Source organism: Fodinibius roseus (assembly GCF_900129315.1).
Classification (GTDB): Bacteria; Bacteroidota; Rhodothermia; order Balneolales; family Balneolaceae; genus Fodinibius; species Fodinibius roseus.
This window is the reverse complement of the sequence record NZ_FQUS01000005.1, coordinates 20,348-39,082: the sequence shown is the minus strand read 5'-3', so window position 1 is coordinate 39,082 and position 18,735 is coordinate 20,348. Positions and strand designations below refer to the sequence as shown.

15 protein-coding genes are annotated in these 18,735 nt (G+C 50.2%); 5 read left to right on the top strand and 10 right to left on the bottom strand.

The annotated features are described in order from the left end of the window. The first annotated feature begins 374 nt into the window (after nucleotides 1-374). The 3 genes from BUB16_RS05795 to BUB16_RS05785 all read left to right on the top strand — a co-directional run bounded on the left by BUB16_RS05795 (nucleotide 375) and on the right by BUB16_RS05785 (nucleotide 5,492). Nucleotides 375-3,005, top strand: coding sequence for a PQQ-binding-like beta-propeller repeat protein (locus tag BUB16_RS05795; protein WP_073060673.1), 2,631 nt, complete (start codon nucleotides 375-377; stop codon nucleotides 3,003-3,005). A gap of 40 nt (nucleotides 3,006-3,045) precedes the next feature. Continuing rightward, a complete protein-coding gene (locus tag BUB16_RS05790) occupies nucleotides 3,046-4,197 on the top strand; it encodes an acyl-CoA dehydrogenase family protein (protein WP_073060670.1) in 1,152 nt (383 codons plus the stop codon). A 74-nt stretch (nucleotides 4,198-4,271) separates the two neighbouring features. Next, a complete protein-coding gene (locus BUB16_RS05785; protein ID WP_073060667.1) occupies nucleotides 4,272-5,492 on the top strand; it encodes an acyl-CoA dehydrogenase in 1,221 nt (406 codons plus the stop codon). A 204-nt stretch (nucleotides 5,493-5,696) separates the two neighbouring features. Here BUB16_RS05785 and rfbB read toward each other — a convergent pair whose 3' ends face one another. From rfbB to alaS, 8 genes are all read right to left on the bottom strand, one after another. Beyond that, nucleotides 5,697-6,689, bottom strand: a complete 993-nt coding sequence (gene rfbB, locus BUB16_RS05780) for a dTDP-glucose 4,6-dehydratase (protein WP_073060665.1) — start codon at nucleotides 6,687-6,689, stop codon at nucleotides 5,697-5,699. Beyond that, nucleotides 6,682-7,233: a dTDP-4-dehydrorhamnose 3,5-epimerase gene (rfbC, locus tag BUB16_RS05775; RefSeq protein ID WP_073060662.1), complete on the bottom strand. Its 552-nt coding sequence runs from the start codon at nucleotides 7,231-7,233 to the stop codon at nucleotides 6,682-6,684. Before rfbC ends, rfbB begins: the two co-directional genes overlap by 8 nt. 182 nt (nucleotides 7,234-7,415) lie before the next feature. Then, on the bottom strand, nucleotides 7,416-8,285 hold the full coding sequence (gene rfbD, locus BUB16_RS05770; RefSeq protein WP_073060659.1) for a dTDP-4-dehydrorhamnose reductase: 870 nt from the start codon (nucleotides 8,283-8,285) through the stop codon (nucleotides 7,416-7,418). Continuing rightward, a complete protein-coding gene (locus tag BUB16_RS21405) occupies nucleotides 8,282-8,419 on the bottom strand; it encodes a hypothetical protein (protein ID WP_170864295.1) in 138 nt (45 codons plus the stop codon). Before BUB16_RS21405 ends, rfbD begins: the two co-directional genes overlap by 4 nt. 276 nt (nucleotides 8,420-8,695) lie before the next feature. After that, nucleotides 8,696-9,970, bottom strand: a complete 1,275-nt coding sequence (locus tag BUB16_RS05765) for a pyruvate dehydrogenase complex dihydrolipoamide acetyltransferase (protein WP_073060656.1) — start codon at nucleotides 9,968-9,970, stop codon at nucleotides 8,696-8,698. A 29-nt stretch (nucleotides 9,971-9,999) separates the two neighbouring features. Further along, the gene (locus BUB16_RS05760) at nucleotides 10,000-11,001 is read right to left on the bottom strand and encodes a pyruvate dehydrogenase complex E1 component subunit beta (RefSeq protein ID WP_280173644.1); all 1,002 of its coding nucleotides are present in this window, start codon (nucleotides 10,999-11,001) and stop codon (nucleotides 10,000-10,002) included. 205 nt (nucleotides 11,002-11,206) lie between these two features. Beyond that, nucleotides 11,207-12,316: a pyruvate dehydrogenase (acetyl-transferring) E1 component subunit alpha gene (pdhA, locus tag BUB16_RS05755; RefSeq protein WP_084088067.1), complete on the bottom strand. Its 1,110-nt coding sequence runs from the start codon at nucleotides 12,314-12,316 to the stop codon at nucleotides 11,207-11,209. Nucleotides 12,317-12,461: 145 nt separating this feature from the next. After that, entirely contained in the window at nucleotides 12,462-15,137 is a 2,676-nt protein-coding gene (gene alaS / locus BUB16_RS05750; RefSeq protein ID WP_073060650.1) for an alanine--tRNA ligase, read from the bottom strand. A gap of 149 nt (nucleotides 15,138-15,286) precedes the next feature. Between alaS and BUB16_RS05745 the strand changes: the two genes are divergently transcribed. Then, nucleotides 15,287-15,859: a DUF502 domain-containing protein gene (locus BUB16_RS05745; RefSeq protein ID WP_073060647.1), complete on the top strand. Its 573-nt coding sequence runs from the start codon at nucleotides 15,287-15,289 to the stop codon at nucleotides 15,857-15,859. Nucleotides 15,860-16,032: 173 nt separating this feature from the next. On the opposite strand, the gene BUB16_RS05740 is transcribed toward BUB16_RS05745, so the two are convergent. Further along, entirely contained in the window at nucleotides 16,033-16,959 is a 927-nt protein-coding gene (locus BUB16_RS05740; protein ID WP_073060644.1) for a ferredoxin reductase domain-containing protein, read from the bottom strand. A gap of 357 nt (nucleotides 16,960-17,316) precedes the next feature. Beyond that, nucleotides 17,317-17,913, bottom strand: coding sequence for an outer membrane protein (locus BUB16_RS05735; RefSeq protein ID WP_073060642.1), 597 nt, complete (start codon nucleotides 17,911-17,913; stop codon nucleotides 17,317-17,319). Nucleotides 17,914-18,268: 355 nt separating this feature from the next. On the opposite strand from BUB16_RS05735, the gene BUB16_RS05725 reads away from it, so the two are divergent. Continuing rightward, nucleotides 18,269-18,733, top strand: coding sequence for an NfeD family protein (locus tag BUB16_RS05725; RefSeq protein ID WP_073060637.1), 465 nt, complete (start codon nucleotides 18,269-18,271; stop codon nucleotides 18,731-18,733). Nucleotides 18,734-18,735: the final 2 nt, after the last annotated feature.

Genomic DNA, 18,735 nt, shown 5'->3' with positions numbered 1-18,735 from the left:
GGAGCTGCTCTCCGATACAAGCCCCTCTTGTTACCGTCCGGAACCTCTGTATTTCAAATTTGTAAGAATGAATGGTATTATTGGGCATCCAGGATTTGGACGTCCATTTATCTTACATAATTGTTACTTTTGAGGGCGACATATACTTTTTTTTGAACAGCTTTGTTATAAGTCATTAAACGAAGACTTTGAAAAACCAGGAATTTTAGTCAATATCAACCTCTGAGTGCACTCAAAACCACCCCACATAAGGTATATGTGAGAATATTGAATGCGCGAACATACAAAAATGGGTCAAAAAGCGGTTTTGCAAAGCCTTCTAAATTTATATTTATCCATAGTAATAAACTCTTCTGAGAACCTTATTTCTTTTCATGAATAAACTGAAATATTCAGCACTTCTTCTGCTTGGCATTATTACATCTGTCTCCTGCTCCTCCGTGAGTAATGATCCGTGGACCCAGGCCATTCCTCAAGATGCTCCCTTTGTTATTATTCCCGGGGAAGAGACTACCCTGCGCGCGATTCTTGACTCGCAGCAGGCTCTTTTTCTTGATGACATTACCTCTTCTGCCATACAACTGCTGTCGGAAGTGGATTCAACGGCCGGGACATCGGCTGCGTTACATGGGATCATCCTGTATCCGGGAACCGGTAATAAGCTGCAGGCCATCTGGATGGCAGACGCACCTCCGGAATATCTTGACCTCCTGGAAAAGCAGTATTACCAGGAATTTGCCCAAAACGAGTATTTCTTCCGGGATACGGAAATTCAAAAATTACAACTTCAGAATCGCAATCTTTTTGCCGCGCAGCTTTCTGATATGCTCATCATCTCGGAATCAAGCCTGGCAGTTGAAGAAGCAATCCGTGCATACACCGGAGAGGGACCCCGGGCTAATATTGATAACCTACAGCTGGAAGCCGGACATATTATGATGAATACTCCTTCGCTGGATCAGGCCCTGCGGCAGCTTGCACAGGTTACCTACCATCCGGCTATTAAAGATGCTTTCACGGGGACCGAACCGGCCTTATTATCCCTTTCCGGGGAAGGCGAGGGACAAAATCGGGAATTCCGGTTTTCAGGCACCATTCCTCTTAATAACGAAGAAAAGAGTGTGCTTGTAGAAGCTGTTTCAAGTGAAAACGCGCCGATCACCCTTGACCGCTATATCTCGTCCAGTGCCGCAGCATTCGGACTTTTTCGAAAAACACCTCCGGCGGAGCTACCCCCGTCGCTGTCAGATACCACCCGCGTGGATTCCATGTTGATCGATCAGCAGGATCGGTATACGGCCATAAGTCAGCATTTGGACAAGGAATTCGCACTCGTCACCTATGCCGAATCTGGTTTTCTCGCTACGGGCGAGCATCTTTTTCTTCGAAAACTGGCGAATCCCCAGGCCTTTAAAAAAGAACTGGACCAGCTGGTTAACGGGCAATCTATTGAACTGCAAGAGGAAACCTATATTATCCAAAGCAGAGGGTTGGCCCAACTTATCGGGAGTCCGCTGTCTTCTTTTTCCAGCTTTTACTTAAAAATCACCAATGATGTTGCAGCCCTCTCCCAACGGAGGGGACTTGCCGAAATTATCGAATCCGATAGCGAGCGGAGGAGAACCATGTATTATGAGCGCTCCTTCCGGGATGTTAAAGCCGGACTTCCCGAACAGGTAAGCAGCCTGCTTGTTACCAATAGTGATTTTGGAAGTTTTATTCAATCGTTTCTATATCCTGAAAGTTATGCCAATACCCTGCTTTCAAGATTTGATTTCCTAACGGCTCATACCGCTTTGGATGAAAATAAAGAACATCTTCAGTTTCAGCTCAACACACACCGGACCGAGGGACGCACAGATCCTTATATTGAAAACTGGCATTTATCCCTGCTAAACGATCTCTCCGGTCCCCCGGCCCTCGCAAATATTGGGGGAAGCAGCCGGCAGGAAATCATCTTTGCCACAAATGCCGGCGTGGTCCATGCCCTGGCGGCGGACGGTTCTACTGTTTTTGAAGTAGAAACCGATGGCGACCAGCCGGTCGGATCACCAGTTGTCTATGACTGGTACGGGACGGACCAGAACGTTATTTTATTGGCTGCGGGAGACAAAATCTATGGGTGGAATGAACAGGGAGAACTCCTGCCTCAGTTTCCCTTTACCCTTGATGAAGCGATCACTACCCCCCTCCTGGTCAGTGACATTGACGGAGACGGCCTCCCGAACGCACTCGTTGCCACCGACAACCGGGAACTGCACGCCCTGAATGAAAGGGGACAAAACATCGATGGCTGGCCGGTAACAACCAATACCCGGATTTCCGGCAAACCCACGGTCGGGGAATTTCGGCGAAGTAAAACGGTGATGGCTTTTTCCGAGAATGCGACCCATGCCTGGCGATCTGACGGGACTTCCCAGGCGGGCTTTCCTATTTTTGTGGATGCCCCGCTAACGGGGTCTCCCATCCTCTATGAAGAAAAAATACTGGGCAATGCGGCCGATGGGAATCTATATGCTATCGGTCCCGATCAGCTTTTTGCGGATTCATTAGACGTATCCCCCTCTTCAAGTACCGATCATGAGGCCATCTATGTCTCCAGCAACTCCCTGGTTGGCAGTCCGGTCATAGAAACGCTTCGTGTCCAAAGCGAGGGACGGACCTACGATGAGTCGATGATTGTAACGATGGATGCGAACGGGTCATTCTTTGTTTTTACGATGGACGGACAACTTCTTTTAAATCGAAATATGAGTCAGCCCGCCGACGATTCATTTACCCCCCTGATTACCGATCTTAACCGTGATGATCAGAAAGAAATCCTGACGCTGGCTAATTATGCCCGCCTCTATGCCTGGCGATCATCGAACGGAGAACGCTTGCATATCGTACCCTCTGCCGGTATGCAGTATCCCATTGTTGCTGATATAGATGAGGATGGTTATTCAGAGCTTATTGCTCAAACCGATGAGGGCATGCAATGCTGGACCATTTATGGCCAGTGACAAAAATGCCGCAGCCTGTAACCTTTAACAACTATTCTCTATGGATTTTACACTTTCTGAAGAGCAGCAGCTCATTCGCGACAGCATCAAAGATTTTACTGAACGCCACGTGGCACCCGGCGTTAAAGAACGCGACGCAAAAAAAGAATTCCCCCGCGATATCATCCGAATGCTGGCGGAACAGGGATTTCTGGGAATGGTTCATCCTGAAAAATACGGGGGCGGGGGCATTGATTCCATCAGTTACTGTCTCGGCATTGAGGAGATCGCCCGCTGGGATGCCTCCCTGGCCCTGACTGTAGCCTCGCACACCTCGCTCGGATCGGGACATATTGCCCTGGCGGGCACCGACCGGCAGAAAGAAAAATACCTTACGCCGCTCGCAAGAGGTGAAAAACTCGCCGGCTGGTGTCTCACCGAACCCGGCTCCGGCAGTGATGCGTCCGGCTTGAAAACAACGGCTGTAAAAAAGGAGGATCACTGGATGCTCAACGGCACCAAAATTTTTATCACCCAGGGTTCGGTGGGAGATATCTTCGTCGTTCTGTCCAAAACCGATCCGGATAAAGGGACCAAGGGCATAAGCGCATTTATTGTCGAAAGTGAATGGGAAGGTGTTCAATCCGGCGGCAAAATGGAAAAGCTGGGTATGAATTCCAGCGATACGACGGAAGTCTATTTCGAGAATGTCCGTGTGCCGGAAGAAAACTTGCTGGGCGAATTGAATAACGGATTTGTGGATACGATGAAAGTGTTGGACGGGGGGCGCATCGGCATTGGCGCCCTGTCGGTAGGTATTGCCCGCGGAGCCCTGGAAGAATCCATAACTTATGCCGGAGAGCGCAAGCAGTTCGGTTCCCCGATCGGCGATTTCCAGGCCATAGAAACCAAACTGGCCGACATGGCTACGGAGATTGACGCGGCCCGTTTTTTGGTCCATCGTGCAGCCTGGCTTAAAGACCGGGACAAGCCCTTTAAACAGGCCGCTTCCATGGGCAAACTTTTTGCCTCGGAACTGGCCGTACGGGCAGCCGACGAGGCCGTTCAGATCCACGGGGGATACGGCTACATCAAAGAATACCATGTAGAACGATTTTTGCGGGACGCCAAGCTTATGACTATCGGCGAGGGAACCTCCGAAGTACAGCGAATGATCATCGCCCGCGAGCTGAAGAAGGAGTACTGGGGATAAAGGCGGGGGATTTACATTTGTCCCCTATCCGCTTACTTTACAACCTACTAATTTACGCTCAAAAACCATTCCTTATGTCACGCAACAGCTTTAACATTGACGATCCCTTTCAGTTTGAATCCGAGCTGAACGAAGAGGATCGCATGATCATGGAGACCGCCCGCGACTACGCCCAGAGCAAGCTGGAACCCCGGGCTTTAAAAGGCAACCAGGAAGAATATTTTGACCCTGAGATTGCCGGGGAGATGGGAGAACTGGGATTGTTAGGGGCCTATATTGATCCCGAGTACGGGGGCAGCGGCGCCAGTCAAACCGCCTACGGGCTTATTGCCCGGGAGATCGAGCGCGTGGATTCCGGCTATCGCTCTTTTATGTCCGTGCAATCCTCGCTGGTGATGTTCCCCATTTTAACGTTCGGCACAGAGGAACAGAAAAAAAGGTTCCTGCCCGAACTGGCAACGGGCCGACTGATTGGATGCTTTGGGCTTACGGAACCCGATCACGGCTCAGATCCGGGAGCCATGACCACCACCGCTGTGAAAACGGGGGACGGATGGATCCTCAACGGGGCTAAAATGTGGATTACCAATGCCCCCATCGCCGATGTGGCGGTGGTCTGGGCCAAAGCCAAAGAAACCGAAGATGACGAAGGTGTCATCCGGGGGTTTCTCGTGGAAAAAGAGATGGACGGATTCAGCGCACCGGCAACAAAATACAAAATGTCGCTTCGGGCATCGGAAACGGGGGAACTGGTTTTTGAGGATCTGTTTGTGCCCGAAGAAAATGTTTTTCCCGACATCACCGGACTCAAAGGCCCGTTTACTTGTCTCAACAGCGCACGCTACGGAATTGTCTGGGGAGCGGTGGGCGCGGCGGAATTTTGCTACCGGAAGGCGCGGCAGTATGTAATGGACCGCAACCAGTTCGGTTACCCCATCGGGGCCAACCAGCTGCCCCAAACCAAGCTGGCAAATATGCTGACGGACATCAGTCAGATGCAGCTGCTCGCCTGGCGCCTGGGCAAGCTCAGGGATGAAGGGCGCGAGCACCATTCCATGGTATCCCTGGCCAAACGAAACAACTGCGGGAAAGCCCTTGAAATCGCCCGCACGGCCCGCGATATGCATGGCGCCAACGGCATTACCGGCGATTACCGCGTCATCCACCACATGATGAACCTCGAGTCGGTCAACACTTATGAAGGCACTTATGATATCCACGGACTGATACTGGGCCGGGATATTACCGGTATACAGGCGTTTATGCCCCGCGGGAATGACCTGCCTGAAGAATAGGATTAAGATTTTCCCTTGAAGCCTGTCTAACATAGAACATTGTAACGAGAGACAGACGATTGGCTTCCCATTTTGAGGCGAATAGGGGGACTACTTAACGAAAAAGAACTCAGAATCTGGCCAAATCCGACGGACTCGCAATAGATTTTGCTAAGTCCGACAGGCACCTGTCATCAATATAATCGATATAATCGGCCGATAAGATTACCCATACCGCCGGATATACCACTGCACTGTCTCTCGCAGCCGGTCCTCAAAGGAATCTTCCCGGCTCCACCCCAGCTCCCGTTTTATCTTCGAGGCGTCAATGGCATAGCGGAAATCATGACCCGGGCGATCCTTCACAAATGTTATCAACTCCTTGTAATCGCTTAAGGTACCGGAAGGCTGCTCCTCATTCAGGATCTCGCATATTTTCTTGACCAGATCGATATTCTTCCATTCATTATCGCCGCCGATTGTATATGTCTCTCCTGCCCTGCCCTTCTGGTAGGCCAGGTCCAGGGCCTCACAATGATCCTGCACATACAGCCAGTCACGCACATTTTCTCCCTTCCCGTATACCGGTATATCCTCCTCTTCCAAAGCGGTGCGGATAACGGTGGGGATCAGCTTTTCGTCGTGCTGGTGGGGACCAAAATTATTCGAGCAGTTGGTGGTCACCACATTCATACCGTACGTATGGAAGTAAGACCGGACAATAAAGTCACTGCCCGCTTTGGAGGCCGAATACGGTGAGTTGGGGGCGTACGGCGTCTCCTCCGAAAATGTACCCTCATCACCCAGCTCACCATACACTTCATCGGTAGAAACGTGTAAAAACCGGTGAGAGTCCAACTGCTGCCAGAACTGTCGGCATTCCTCAATCAGGTTAAAGGTGCCCACAATATTCGACTGTATGAACGGCTCCGGACCTTTGATAGAGTTATCCACGTGCGATTCGGCGGCGAGGTGAAAAACACCGTCCGGTTCGTAGGTACGGATGATATCCCTCACGGCGTCGCGATCAACGATATCCAGTTTTTTAAACGTATATCGGTTGGAATCTTTGATCGAACTCAAATACGACAGGTCGGAAGCATAGCTCAGCTTATCGATGTTCAGAAAATTAGCCTCGGGATATTTTTCGTGTAAATAGCAGAGCAGGTTGGAACCTATAAAGCCCGCTCCACCCGTAACCATAATTCGCTTATTCATAAAACAGATCTTCTTTAGAAATTTCGTGTAACAGCGGCTGATTCTGGTCCTTTTCGGAGACCACCGGCTCATCTACCTGCCAATCAATATCCAGCTTCGGATCGTTCCAGTATAATCCTCGCTCGCCTTCGGGGTAATAATAGGCACTGCATTTATAATAGACCAGCGCCTCCGCGGAAAGTACGGAAAAACCGTGTGCAAACCCCTTGGGGATAAAAACCTGGTGTTTGTTATCCTCCGTCAGTTTCACAGCCGAATGCTGTCCGAACGTCGGTGAAGCATGCCGGAGATCAACGGCTATATCTAAAATAGCACCCTGCATAACCGTCAGCAGTTTATCCTGTTGCTGCTCGATCTGGTAATGGAGTCCCCGCACCGTATCCCGCCGGGATTTTGATACATTATCCTGCACAAAATGTACCTCTATCCCCTGAGTACGAAAATGTTCTTCGCGATAGGTTTCGAGGAAAAAGCCGCGGCTATCGCGATGTACGACCGGTTTCAGCAGTAATACTTCCGGGATGTCTGTAGTTGTTATCTCCATTCCTCCTTATTCCTGTTGCAGAACCTCATAATTATCTACGGGGTTAGTTATAGCGTCCTGTTTCTACAAGACGGTTAAAACGGCTTTGAACCCACGGGCCGCAGACCGGACCGGAAACGAGTCGTCTCCCGGTTATGGTATCGGTTTCCCCTGAAATTGTTTCCGTTTGCGAATATAGGAGTTTAGGTTCGCAATTGATAGAGCAACCGGGCTAATCCGACATCCCATTCTTCCACCGTGCAGCCGGGGATCGATTCTATTTTCTGCGTATTGAGTTTTGAAAAACGGGGGCGCTCGGCCACCGTGGGAAAAGCTTCGGATGGTACTGGCTTTACGGTAACATCGATATCCTTTTCTTCAAAAATAGCCTGCGCTAAGTCATACCAGGTAATCAGTCCACGCGAGGTGCTGTGGAAGGTGCCTGCTTCCCCTGCTTTGAGCAACATCCATGTATGTCGTACCACCTCGGCTGTAAAAGAGGGACTCCCCCACTGGTCATCCACTACCTGCAGCACCTCGCGCTGGCTGCCCAGCCGAAGCATCGTTGTTACAAAATTTGACCCGAAAACACCACAGAGCCAAGAAATACGAAGAATCAAGTGGTGCGCGGAGGATGTTCGAACGGCTTGCTCCCCCTCCCACTTGGTCTGTCCATAGTAGTTTACCGGGTCCGCCGGGTGATCTTCCGCATATCCATCGGGAAACTGTTCACGGTCTTCCTCTTCACCCGGAAATACATAGTCGGTAGAGTAATGAACAAGTGTAAAGCCCAGTTCCCCGCTCAGCTCTCCCAGCCGGGCCACTGCATCCGCATTGACTTCCCATGCCAGGTCCCGCTGCTCCTCGGCTCCGTCGACATCCGTATAGGCCGCACAGTTGATGACCACCCCGGGCTGCAGTTGGCGCATTTCATCAGCAAGTTCACTTTCATGGGTAATATCCAGTTGTGCAGACGTATAGGGAAGCAGGGTATGGTTGTGCTCGCCTTTCTTAAAGAAAACCTGCCACTCCCGTCCCAGCTGTCCCCCTGCTCCCAGCAATACAATGTTCATGTAGGCTCTCCCTGGATATCTATAAGTTTATGGGTTCGTTTGTACGATGTCTGCGTATCGGCGCTGGTCTTCCGTCCTTCCATCATCGAACGGTACAACTGTCCCGCCGAAACATAGTGATTGTTGACATTCATTTGTCTTCATTCCTTTATCGGGCTCCCGTCAAATATCGGAAGCAAATGAAATATTCCGGAATATAAAATAAAAAAAGGTACTGGATCTTACGACCCAGAACCTTTTATAGCACCTTTGAAAATAGTTCTTTTGGCCAATCTCTGCACTTTCGTCCATACCGATTCCTTACCTGTGCCTGAATTTAGGCGGTGGTTTTGAATGCGTTCAGGTTGATATTGACTGAAGTTCCTGGTTTTTCAAAGGGTTCTTATAGCTATTCTGTCATGCATCATAAGCTACAGCACGATACCCAGCGGGTTCTCCAGCATCTGCCTGAGGGTGTTCAGAAACTGCGCAGCCATGGCTCCGTCCACAATACGGTGATCGCTTGAGAGCGTCATCTTCATCCGCTTGCCGGGCACCACTTCTCCGTCTTCAACGACAGGTATCTCTTTGATAGCGCCCACGGCCAGAATACAGGCATTCGGCGGATTGATAATAGCCGTGAATTCTTCGATGCCGAACATACCCAGGTTACTGATAGTGAAGGTACTGCCCTCCATCTCTTCGGGCTGCAGTTTGCGTTCCCGCGCTTTTTCAGCCAGCTCTCTGGTTTCAATTTGCAGCTGTTCCAGCCCTTTTTGATCCGTATTATTGATAACCGGTGTCAGCAGTCCTTCATCAACGGCTACCGCCACTGCAATATTGACATCGCCGTGCTGGACGATCTTATCTCCGTGCCAGGAGCTGTTGATTTCCGGATGCTTGCGCAATGCGGCGGCACAGGCTTTAACCACAATATCGTTAAAGCTTATCTTTGTATCGCTGACTTCATTAATCTGTTTACGGGCATCCCACACCGCTTGCATATCCACCGATATGGTCTCATAATAATGCGGGTTGCTGAACTTGCTTTCTGAAAGCCGGCGTGCAATGGTTTTGCGCATCTGGGAGACCCGAACCTCTTTATCCTCGCGCGAAACGGTTGCCGCAGCCGGCGCTTCGGCAGGTTCGTAACTTTCGATATCCCGCTTAATGATCCGTCCCTGCGGGCCACTCCCCTCCACATTGGCAAGGGTAATTCCTTCCTCTTCGGCCATCCTTCGGGCCAGCGGCGATGCCTTGATCCGGCCGTTTCCGGCCGTATCTTTCGAAGCCGGAGCTTTCCCCTGCCCCTGGTCAGAATCCTCAAAAACAGGATCGTAATCGTCATCCTTTTCTTTCTCCGGGGTTTCCTTTTCCTGCTCCTTCTGGTCGGTACCCTCTTTTCCCGCGCCGGAAGTACTTTCAGATCCGGATTCAGCCTCCTTGAGGATATCACTGATGTCTTCCCCTTCTTCGCCAATAACAGCCATTATCTGTCCCAACGGCACCGCATCACCTTCACTGGCAAGTATTTTCAGAATGGTCCCGGCGTCAAAAACTTCAACCTCCATCGTAGCCTTGTCGGTCTCGACCTCGGCTATGATATCGCCGGATTCCACATTGTCTCCTTCCTCTACATTCCACTTGGCGATGACCCCTTCTTCCATGGTATCGCTCAACTTGGGCATTTCAACCTTAATTGCCATAGTAACTATATTAAATTTGTACGTTTAGATTACTTGCGATAGGTGACGGTATTAACCGCTTCAATAACATCATTGGCGCCGGGTAGCCACTCATCAAAAAGATTTTTAGCAAAAGGCGCGCTGGTATCCGGTAAAGTAACCCGTTGCACAGGGGCATCCAAATAGTCAAATGCCTCGCGCTGTATCAAATATCCCACTTCCGCCGCCAGTCCGCCAAACGGATGTGCTTCGTCCACGATTACACAACGATTCGTCTTTTTGACTGACTTCACAATGGCTTCGATATCCAGGGGTTTGACCGTACGCGGATCGAGAATCTCTATGTCCACGTCCTCCTTTTCCAGCTGACTGGCAGCCTGTTTGGCAACATGATACATCTTCCCGTGGGCAACCACGGTGACATCACTACCTTCCCGCTTTACTTTGGCCTTACCGATCGGAATGGTAAAGTCCTCCTCATCGGATACTTCCCCTTTCAAGCCGTACATCTGCTCCGATTCCATAAACAGTACGGGATTATCATCACGGATGGCGGATTTCAATAATCCCTTGGCATCCTCCGGCTCAGATGTATAAATCACTTTCAGACCGGGAAAGTGGGCATACATTGAATCATAGGATACAGAGTGCGTCGCACTCAGCTGTCCCGCCGATGCGTTCGGACCCCGAAATACGATAGGAATTTTAACCTGTCCCCCGGTCATATACCTTATTTTGGAGGCGTGATTGAGAATCTGGTCTGCCGCTAACACCGCAAAATTAAACGTCATGAACTCCACGATGGGACGCAATCCATTCATCGCTGCCCCGACCCCCATTCCGGCAAACCCCAGCTCGGAAATAGGTGTATCAATCATTCGTTTGGGACCGTATTTATCAAGGAGTCCCTCCGTAACCTTATATGCGCCATCATATTCAGCCACTTCCTCGCCCATTACAAAAATAGTTGAATCCTGCTGCATCTCTTCATCAATGGCAGCCCGTATTGCTTCTCTGAATTGTAGTTCAGCCATATTTTCAAGTTTAGTAATAGATTTTTTAGATATATTTAATCAAGAGCTTTGTAAAACCGTTCTTTTGGCCAATACCTGTATTTCCGCGCATTCAACATGCGTACCTGTGCCTTAATATATGCGGAAGTTTTGAATCCGTTCAGGGGTTGATATTGATCAACATTCCCGGTTTTTCAAATCCCTCTAATCAGCTGTTACTGAAAAAAGAACTTCCGAATTTCAATTACGTATGAAACGGATAGTCATCTTCCACAAACACATCTTTATATAAATGACTCTTGTCGGGAAAATCACTCTCCTCGGCAAAATCGATAGCCTCCATAACCGTATCTTCCACCGAATCCTGGATATCCTCGACCTTATCCTCATCAATTATATCGTTGTCCAGCAGGTAGCCTTTAATGCGTTCGATCGGGTCAAGCTCCTCATATTCCCTGAGCTCATCTTTGGTTCGATATTTCATCGGATCCGACATTGAGTGTCCCCGGTAGCGATAGGTACGGATCTCCAAAAACCAGGGATTGGAATGCTCCCGGACATCCTCGGCGACTTCTTTCATCTTTTCATAGACGGTAAACACATCCATCCCGTTGATCACCGCACTTTTCATATCAAATCCTTTGGCGCGGTCCACCAATTCGCCCACCGAGTGGCGATGTACGGCGGTCCCCATCGCATAGCCGTTATTCTCCACTGCAAAGATACAGGGCAGATTCCAGTTCTGACTCATATTCATGGTCTCATGCAAGACGCCCTGGTCCACGGCCCCATCCCCCAAAAAAGAAGCGGTAACACGGCCGTTCTGCTTATACTTGTTAGCCAAAGCAATACCTCCACCCAGCGGAATACTGCCACCGACAATTCCATGCCCTCCCCAAAAATGATCCTTTACATTGGCGAAGTGCATAGATCCCCCCTTGCCTTGCGAGCAGCCGGTAACCTTCCCGTACAGTTCGGCCATTCCCGCTTTGGGCGACACGCCGCGGACCAGTCCCCAGCCATGATCGCGATAGGCCGTAATAATATCATCGTCATCATTCAGGGCATAGGCGGTACCCGTAGAAATGGCTTCCTGCCCCATATAGAGATGAAGGAATCCCCCGAATTTTCCTTTCTGGTACATCTGCATGGCCCGCTCCTCGAAACGGCGCTGCAGATACATCAGTTCAAACATATCCACGACGTCCTCTTCCGAAAGACCGAGCGACTTGTGTTTTTTCCGCGTAGGCGACGGTAATTCCGTACTTCGGACCACCTGTCCGTTGGTACGAATCCCCGTCCCAGAGGGTGTAAACTGTACTTCTTCTTGTTCTTCTTTCTTTTTATCAGCCATAGCAACTATTTACGCCAACAAGTGTAGCTTCAACGATTAACATTAAAATTTTTAAAATTTATAGTTTCAAAATATACTTAAAATTCTTGAATATTACAGATTGTTTACGTTAAAAAACGTTATCGGCATTCGTCGGATGTGGTCATTATGCCTCATCCAACTCTTTGGAAATAGTAGCCGGGAGCTGATCGAACAGTTCGTTGAGCTTCTCCGGTTTGCGTCCCCCCGCTGTTGCAAGGTTGGGTTGTCCGCCGCCTCCCCCGCCGAGCATTCGTCCCAGGGTACTGACCAGTGCCCCGGCTTTGAGATTCTTTTCGCGGATCAGATCATCCGTAACAGCCGCGGCAATATAGACTTTGCCTTCATCCTCATCGCGGGCGCCCAAAACCGTAATCGTTGCCTCTTTTGCTTTTTCAAGTGCTTCATAGCCCAGCTGTTTCAGCAGGTCCATATCGGCATGGGGAATTTCCCCGCTCACAAGCTGCACTCCATTTTCCAGTGCCGCCGGGTGTGCGAAAAGCTCGTTCAGGCGGGCCAGACTCTGCTGATGCTGCAGCTTTTCGACCTCGCGTTCCAGCAACTTGCGTTCTTCTATCAGCTGCCGGATATCACGGACGATATGGTCGCTTTGTCCTATTTCAGCCCGTATCCGGTTCACCAGCTCATGCTCCGAACGCAGATGATGGTCCGCGCTCTTTCCGGCTTTCGCCTCAATGCGACGTACCCCGGCGGCCGCAGAGGATTCACTTAACAACCGGAAATAACCGATTTCCCCGGTAGCTTCTACGTGAGTGCCGCCACAAAGCTCCATGGAGTATTCCGGATCGAAGGCTATAACACGTACCTTCTCGCCGTATTTCTCGCCGAACAGCATGGTAGCTCCCCGCTGCCGGGCTTCATCAATGGGAACCTGCCGTTCCTCCCGTTTGGGAATATTTTGCTGTACTTTGTCATTGACCGTCTCCTCAATCTGTCCCAATTCTTTCGTGGTAATCTGCTCAAAATGAGAAAAGTCAAACCGCAGGTGCCGTTCATCCACCAGCGAGCCTTTCTGTGCGATATGATCGCCCAGCACCAGCTTCAGCGCCGCATGGACCAGGTGAGTGGCCGTATGATGTTTTTGGATTTCGCGACGGCGCTCCCGGTCCACCAACGCCTGCCAATTGCCTCCCGGATCATCCGGCAGCTGATCCACGCTGTGGATATAGCCCTCGGGCGACTGTTGAACATCCAGCACGCGAAGATGCTCCTCCCCGTTGCTTATGACCCCGGTATCGGCCACCTGTCCCCCGCTCTCGGCATAAAAGGGCGACCGGTCCAGGATGATGGCGTTCTGATTCTCTCCCTTGCGCAGTGCTTTAATCCGGACGTCGGAGAAAAGCTCGTCATAACCGGTAAACTCGAATTCCCCGGTATCGTGAACCGTAATCCACTGCTTTTGCGATGACTGATCCACCGTAAACTTTCCGGCCGCCCGGGCCCGTTCTTTCTGCTGTTTCATCCGCTCTTTAAAGCCTTCCCGGTCCACTTCCACCCCCCGTTCCCGCGCCATAAGCTGGGTCAAGTCGATGGGAAAGCCGTACGTATCATGCAGCTTAAATGCCTGCTCTCCGGAAATCCGGTCGCTCTCTTTCGTCATCTCTTCAAAGAGCTCGATACCCTGTCCCAGCGTGTTTAGAAAACTCTGCTCTTCGGAGCGGATGACATTGATCACATACTCCTGCTGTTGAATCAGAACGGGGAATACATCGGCAAACTGCTCGGCGAGCACCGGCACCAGTTTATGGAAAAAAGGTTCTTTGAGCTCCAGGCGGTCCCAGCCATAACGAATGGCCCGCCGCAAAATACGCCGCACTACATAGCCCCGGCCGTCGTTGCCGGGGGAAACCCCATCGGCAATAGAAAAGCTGACCGCCCGGATATGATCCGCAATTACGCGCATCGCAATATCAGTCTGCTCATCGTTGCCATAGGATAGCTCGGCGAGCGCTCCGATTTTATCCAGCAGCCGGGTAAACAGGTCCGTATCGTAATTCGATCTTTTCTGTTGTAATACCGCGCACATCCGCTCAAAACCCATGCCGGTGTCCACGTGCCGGGCCGGCAGCTTCTCCAGCGATCCATCCGACTGCCGGTTGAACTGGATGAAGACCAGGTTCCAGATCTCCATCACTTTGGGATCGTCCATATTAACCAGCTCGGCACCCGGTTTTTGGTCCCGCTCTTTATCGGGACGCAAGTCGATATGCACTTCCGAGCAGGGTCCGCAGGGCCCGGTGCTCCCCATTTCCCAGAAATTATCCGTTTTATCAAACTTCAGAATATGATCTTCCGCTATACCGGTCTCTTCTTTCCAGAGTGCTATCGACTCCTCATCCACCGGCAGACCGTCTTCCTCATCTCCCCCGAATACTGTGGCATACAGGCGATCGGGCTCGAGGTCCCACTCATCCACCAACAGTTCCCAGGCCCACCGGATGGCCTCACGCTTAAAATAGTCACCGAACGACCAGTTGCCCAGCATCTCAAAGAGCGTATGGTGATAGGTATCGCGACCGACTTCCTCAAGGTCATTGTGTTTGCCACTCACGCGGATACAGCGCTGGCTGTCAACCACCCGGCGCCAGACTTCCCCCTCTTTTTTATAGCCCGGTTGTTCCCCCAGGAAAATAGGCTTGAACTGGTTCATCCCGGCATTGGTAAACAGCAGCGTGGGATCATCTTTCGGGGCCACCGGAGCACTGGGTACCGGCAGATGCTGTTTGGACTTGAAGAAATCCAGGAATTCCTGGCGTATCTGAGCAGAGCTCTTGTGAGACATGAAAATAATGTTTACTTAATTGCAGATTTTACAGACGTTGAAAATAGTAAAAAATAGTATTGAACTCATCCCAATAACCTACAAATTTGGGAGTTGCCATATATATCATTAGAATCCCGCAGATCATTCATAATTAACCCCACATATTTATGCGTCCCCTCTTGAACAATTTTTTCCGTGGCCTGCTGTTGGTCTTCCCCCTCGGAGCCACTGCTTATATCATCTATTCAGCCGTCGTCTGGTCAAACAATGTGCTCAACGACCTGCTGTTTCAGTGGCTGAGCGTTGACATACCGGGACTGGGAATAATCACGGTCTTCCTGGGTATTGCCGTGATCGGCTATATTTTTTCGCTCACGTTTACGCGCCCCCTTGTAACCTATTTTGAGGACCTGGTAAAGCGGGTCCCCATTATCAAGATCATTTACACCGCCCTCAAGGACTTGACGGAAGCATTCGTTGGCGATAAAAAACGCTTTAATAAGCCCGTGGTGGTTGATTTCGGAGGTATGTCCGTACAACGGATGGGATTTATCACGCAGGAAGACCTGTCTGACCTGGGGATTACGGGCAGGGTTGCGGTGTATTGCCCGCATTCATACAACTTCTCGGGCAACCTTTACTTCGTCCCTTCCGAGAATGTGCGTCCTTTAGAACTCGACTCTGCCGATGCCATGAAATATGTTATTTCCGGCGGAATATCGAACATAGAAGCTTCATGATCCAGCTATCAGCTATCAGCTATCAGCTATCAGCTATCAGCTATCAGCTATCAGCTATCAGCTATCAGCTATCAGCTATCAGAGGCTGTCCATTTTCGAAAACGCTGTCAAGAGTTGATTTAGAAATTTTTTTATTGGCTTCTGCTTTTCTGCTCGACCCTTTTCGCTCATGACTAATACACCTCCACAAAAGTCCGCGCCGAAGGCTTTACGTATCGCTTCAGGTCTTTTTCATCCCAGTCCTCCGGTTTTTTGTTCACTGCAGGTTCGCGGATATCCAGGTACTGTGTCAGCTTCTTCTTTCCCAACGCCCGGTAGATACCTGCTTCCATCCCCTTGAGCCCGCAAATATATAACAGCGTATTTTCCTGTTCGAGCAGTGGATCCAGCAGCTCTGCGGCATCCCACAGGCAGGTTTGAACATATTTTTTTGTGCCGTCCGCCCGCCGTGCCTCACGGGAGATATGCGGCAGGTAATGAAAGTTGGGATGTTCTTCGTCCAGCGGCTCAAAATAATCGGCATAAAGCAGGTCCGTGCGATACGGACAGCCGAAAATAAGCACAATATCGTTTTCAATACCCGCCTTCAGCAGCTCCTTGATCATGCCCCGGTAGGGCGCAATGCCCGTCCCGGTCGCAAACATGACATAGTTAAAGTCCGTCGCATTCTGAGGCAGCAAAAATCGCCGCCCGCTGGGACCGGTCATCCTGACCTTGTCCCCCGGCTGCAGGTCGGCCAGGTAATTGGAACACACGCCCAGATAGAGTTCATTATTATCAAACTCCTCGATCGTTCGCTTCACCGTCGTTGAAATAAGGTGGGGCTGCCCGTCCTCTCCTTCCGTGGGGGAAGATACCGAGTACAGCCGCAGTTTGTGCGGGCGGCCGTTCTCATCTTCCCCCGGCGGCAGGATACCGATAGACTGGCCGACCTGTACATGTCCCTCCAGCTCGGTCCCCGAAATATCAAAGGTGACATGCCGCACAAAATTGGGGCTGCTTTCCTTGGTACAGAGCCGATTTTCAACGATCGTCGCTTCAACGGGTTCTCTCGGAGTGTATATGTTAAGCTCTACTTCTGGAAGCTTTATTTCAGACATGGTTACAGGCACGCGACTGTTATTTAGATTTAATTTAAATGCCTATGAAGTTGTAAAGGTTAACGGAAAGAAACAAGTGCGAATTGTCATATTGTTTGGCCGCTTTGGCTCCGGTGACTCTCCTCAGCACAATTTATCAGGCCGGATGGACAGGTTTTAATTGAGCGCCCAAATATCAATCGAGGGTCCCCCCTGAAACTTTAGGCGCTAAACAATGAATTAAAATAAAGATAGCGCGGGAATGGATTCCCGCGCTATGGAAAAAGTAAGCAGGTAGGTTAAAACGACAGTTGCTTCGGCCCATATTATCAACATCCGCTTTAGCTTCCCTGTTAATGATATTTAAATGATATCTATCTACATGTAGAACATGAGTCCCACCGTCAATACATTGCCGCTGAAATCGGCCTCTTCCACATCTCCGAAACTATCACTTCCGGGGTCCAGGAAGATATACCGGTAATCAACATTCAGGGCCGTATTCTTGTTGAACGGCAGTTCCAACCCAAAGCCGAGGTGGTAACCGAAATCCACGGTATGATCATCTTCAATGCCCGGCAGGTTTTCTGCTTCTTCGCTGAAATCAAGCATATCGTAATAAGCGCCCAGGCCGGCTACGCCATAGGGCTGGAAGTGCTCGCTGACCGGCAGAAAGAGCAATGCCGAGGCCGTTACCGGAATCTGGCGGACGTCCACCGAATATTCGCCCAAATCGTACTCCTGGGCGGTGCGATAGTCGATTGCGCCCTCAATACCGACAACCCGGCCCAGCCGTGCGCGGATCTGGGCTCCGCCGTAAAAGCTGCCCTCCTCAGCGTCCTCGGCTTTATAATAGCCCAACCGGGGACCGATGCCCAGGGTATTGGAAATAGTGTCGTCTGAGCTGGTTTGAGCATGGGATTCGAATGGTGTGAATAAAAATGCAAATAATGGTATTAGTAATAGTTTTTTCATAGTAGCCTGAATTCTTGTTAGGATTCATTCACTTATAGTATCCCTTGAGCTTAAATTGTTCCCGATGCCCCTTTATAATCCGTAACTTTTCTCACTCCAAAGGCAAGCAAGTATCCGGAAGACATGCTCATACCCACGTTGAATTCAGCATGGAATAGCAGATATCTGCCTTCTTTTGAAACAATAAAAAGCATTTCACGTAGAGTTTTAATTAGGTGTATTTCACCACCTGAATTTCCATTGCTTTTATTATCAGCGTACCCGTACAACAGGGCGATATTTGTATTATTAGATGTTTGCAGAGATAAAAATTTTATCTATTATTTGAACAAAATGACTATAAAAGAAGCGACCAATGGATGGTGAAACACTCACAATGATATTTTTTATCGGGGGCGTCGCGCTCATGATTATCGAAACGCTCGTACCGGGCGGGGTTTCCTTTTTCCTGGGATTCAGCGGACTGCTGGTTGGCGGGTTACGCTGGTTTGGGATTCTTGAGGATCCCGCCGCTTCGGTGGTAGCCTGGCTTTTCACCTCCGTTGCCCTGATATTGGCTATGCGTCCCCTGCTTATGAAATACTGGGGCGGGGAAAGCAGCTTTAAATTAGCGAATGAGGATGTTGAAGCCATGGACGAGGTGGTGGATGTGGTTGAACCGGTCAACGCCCAGGACAACAGCGGACGCATTCGCTTCCAGGGGATCTCCTGGCAGGCCAAAACCCTTGAAGGGGAAATTCCCGCCGGTTCCAAGGCAAAGATACGCTATCGCGATAATGTCACCTGGATCGTGGAGCCCGTTGACGAGCTGGAAGAATAAGC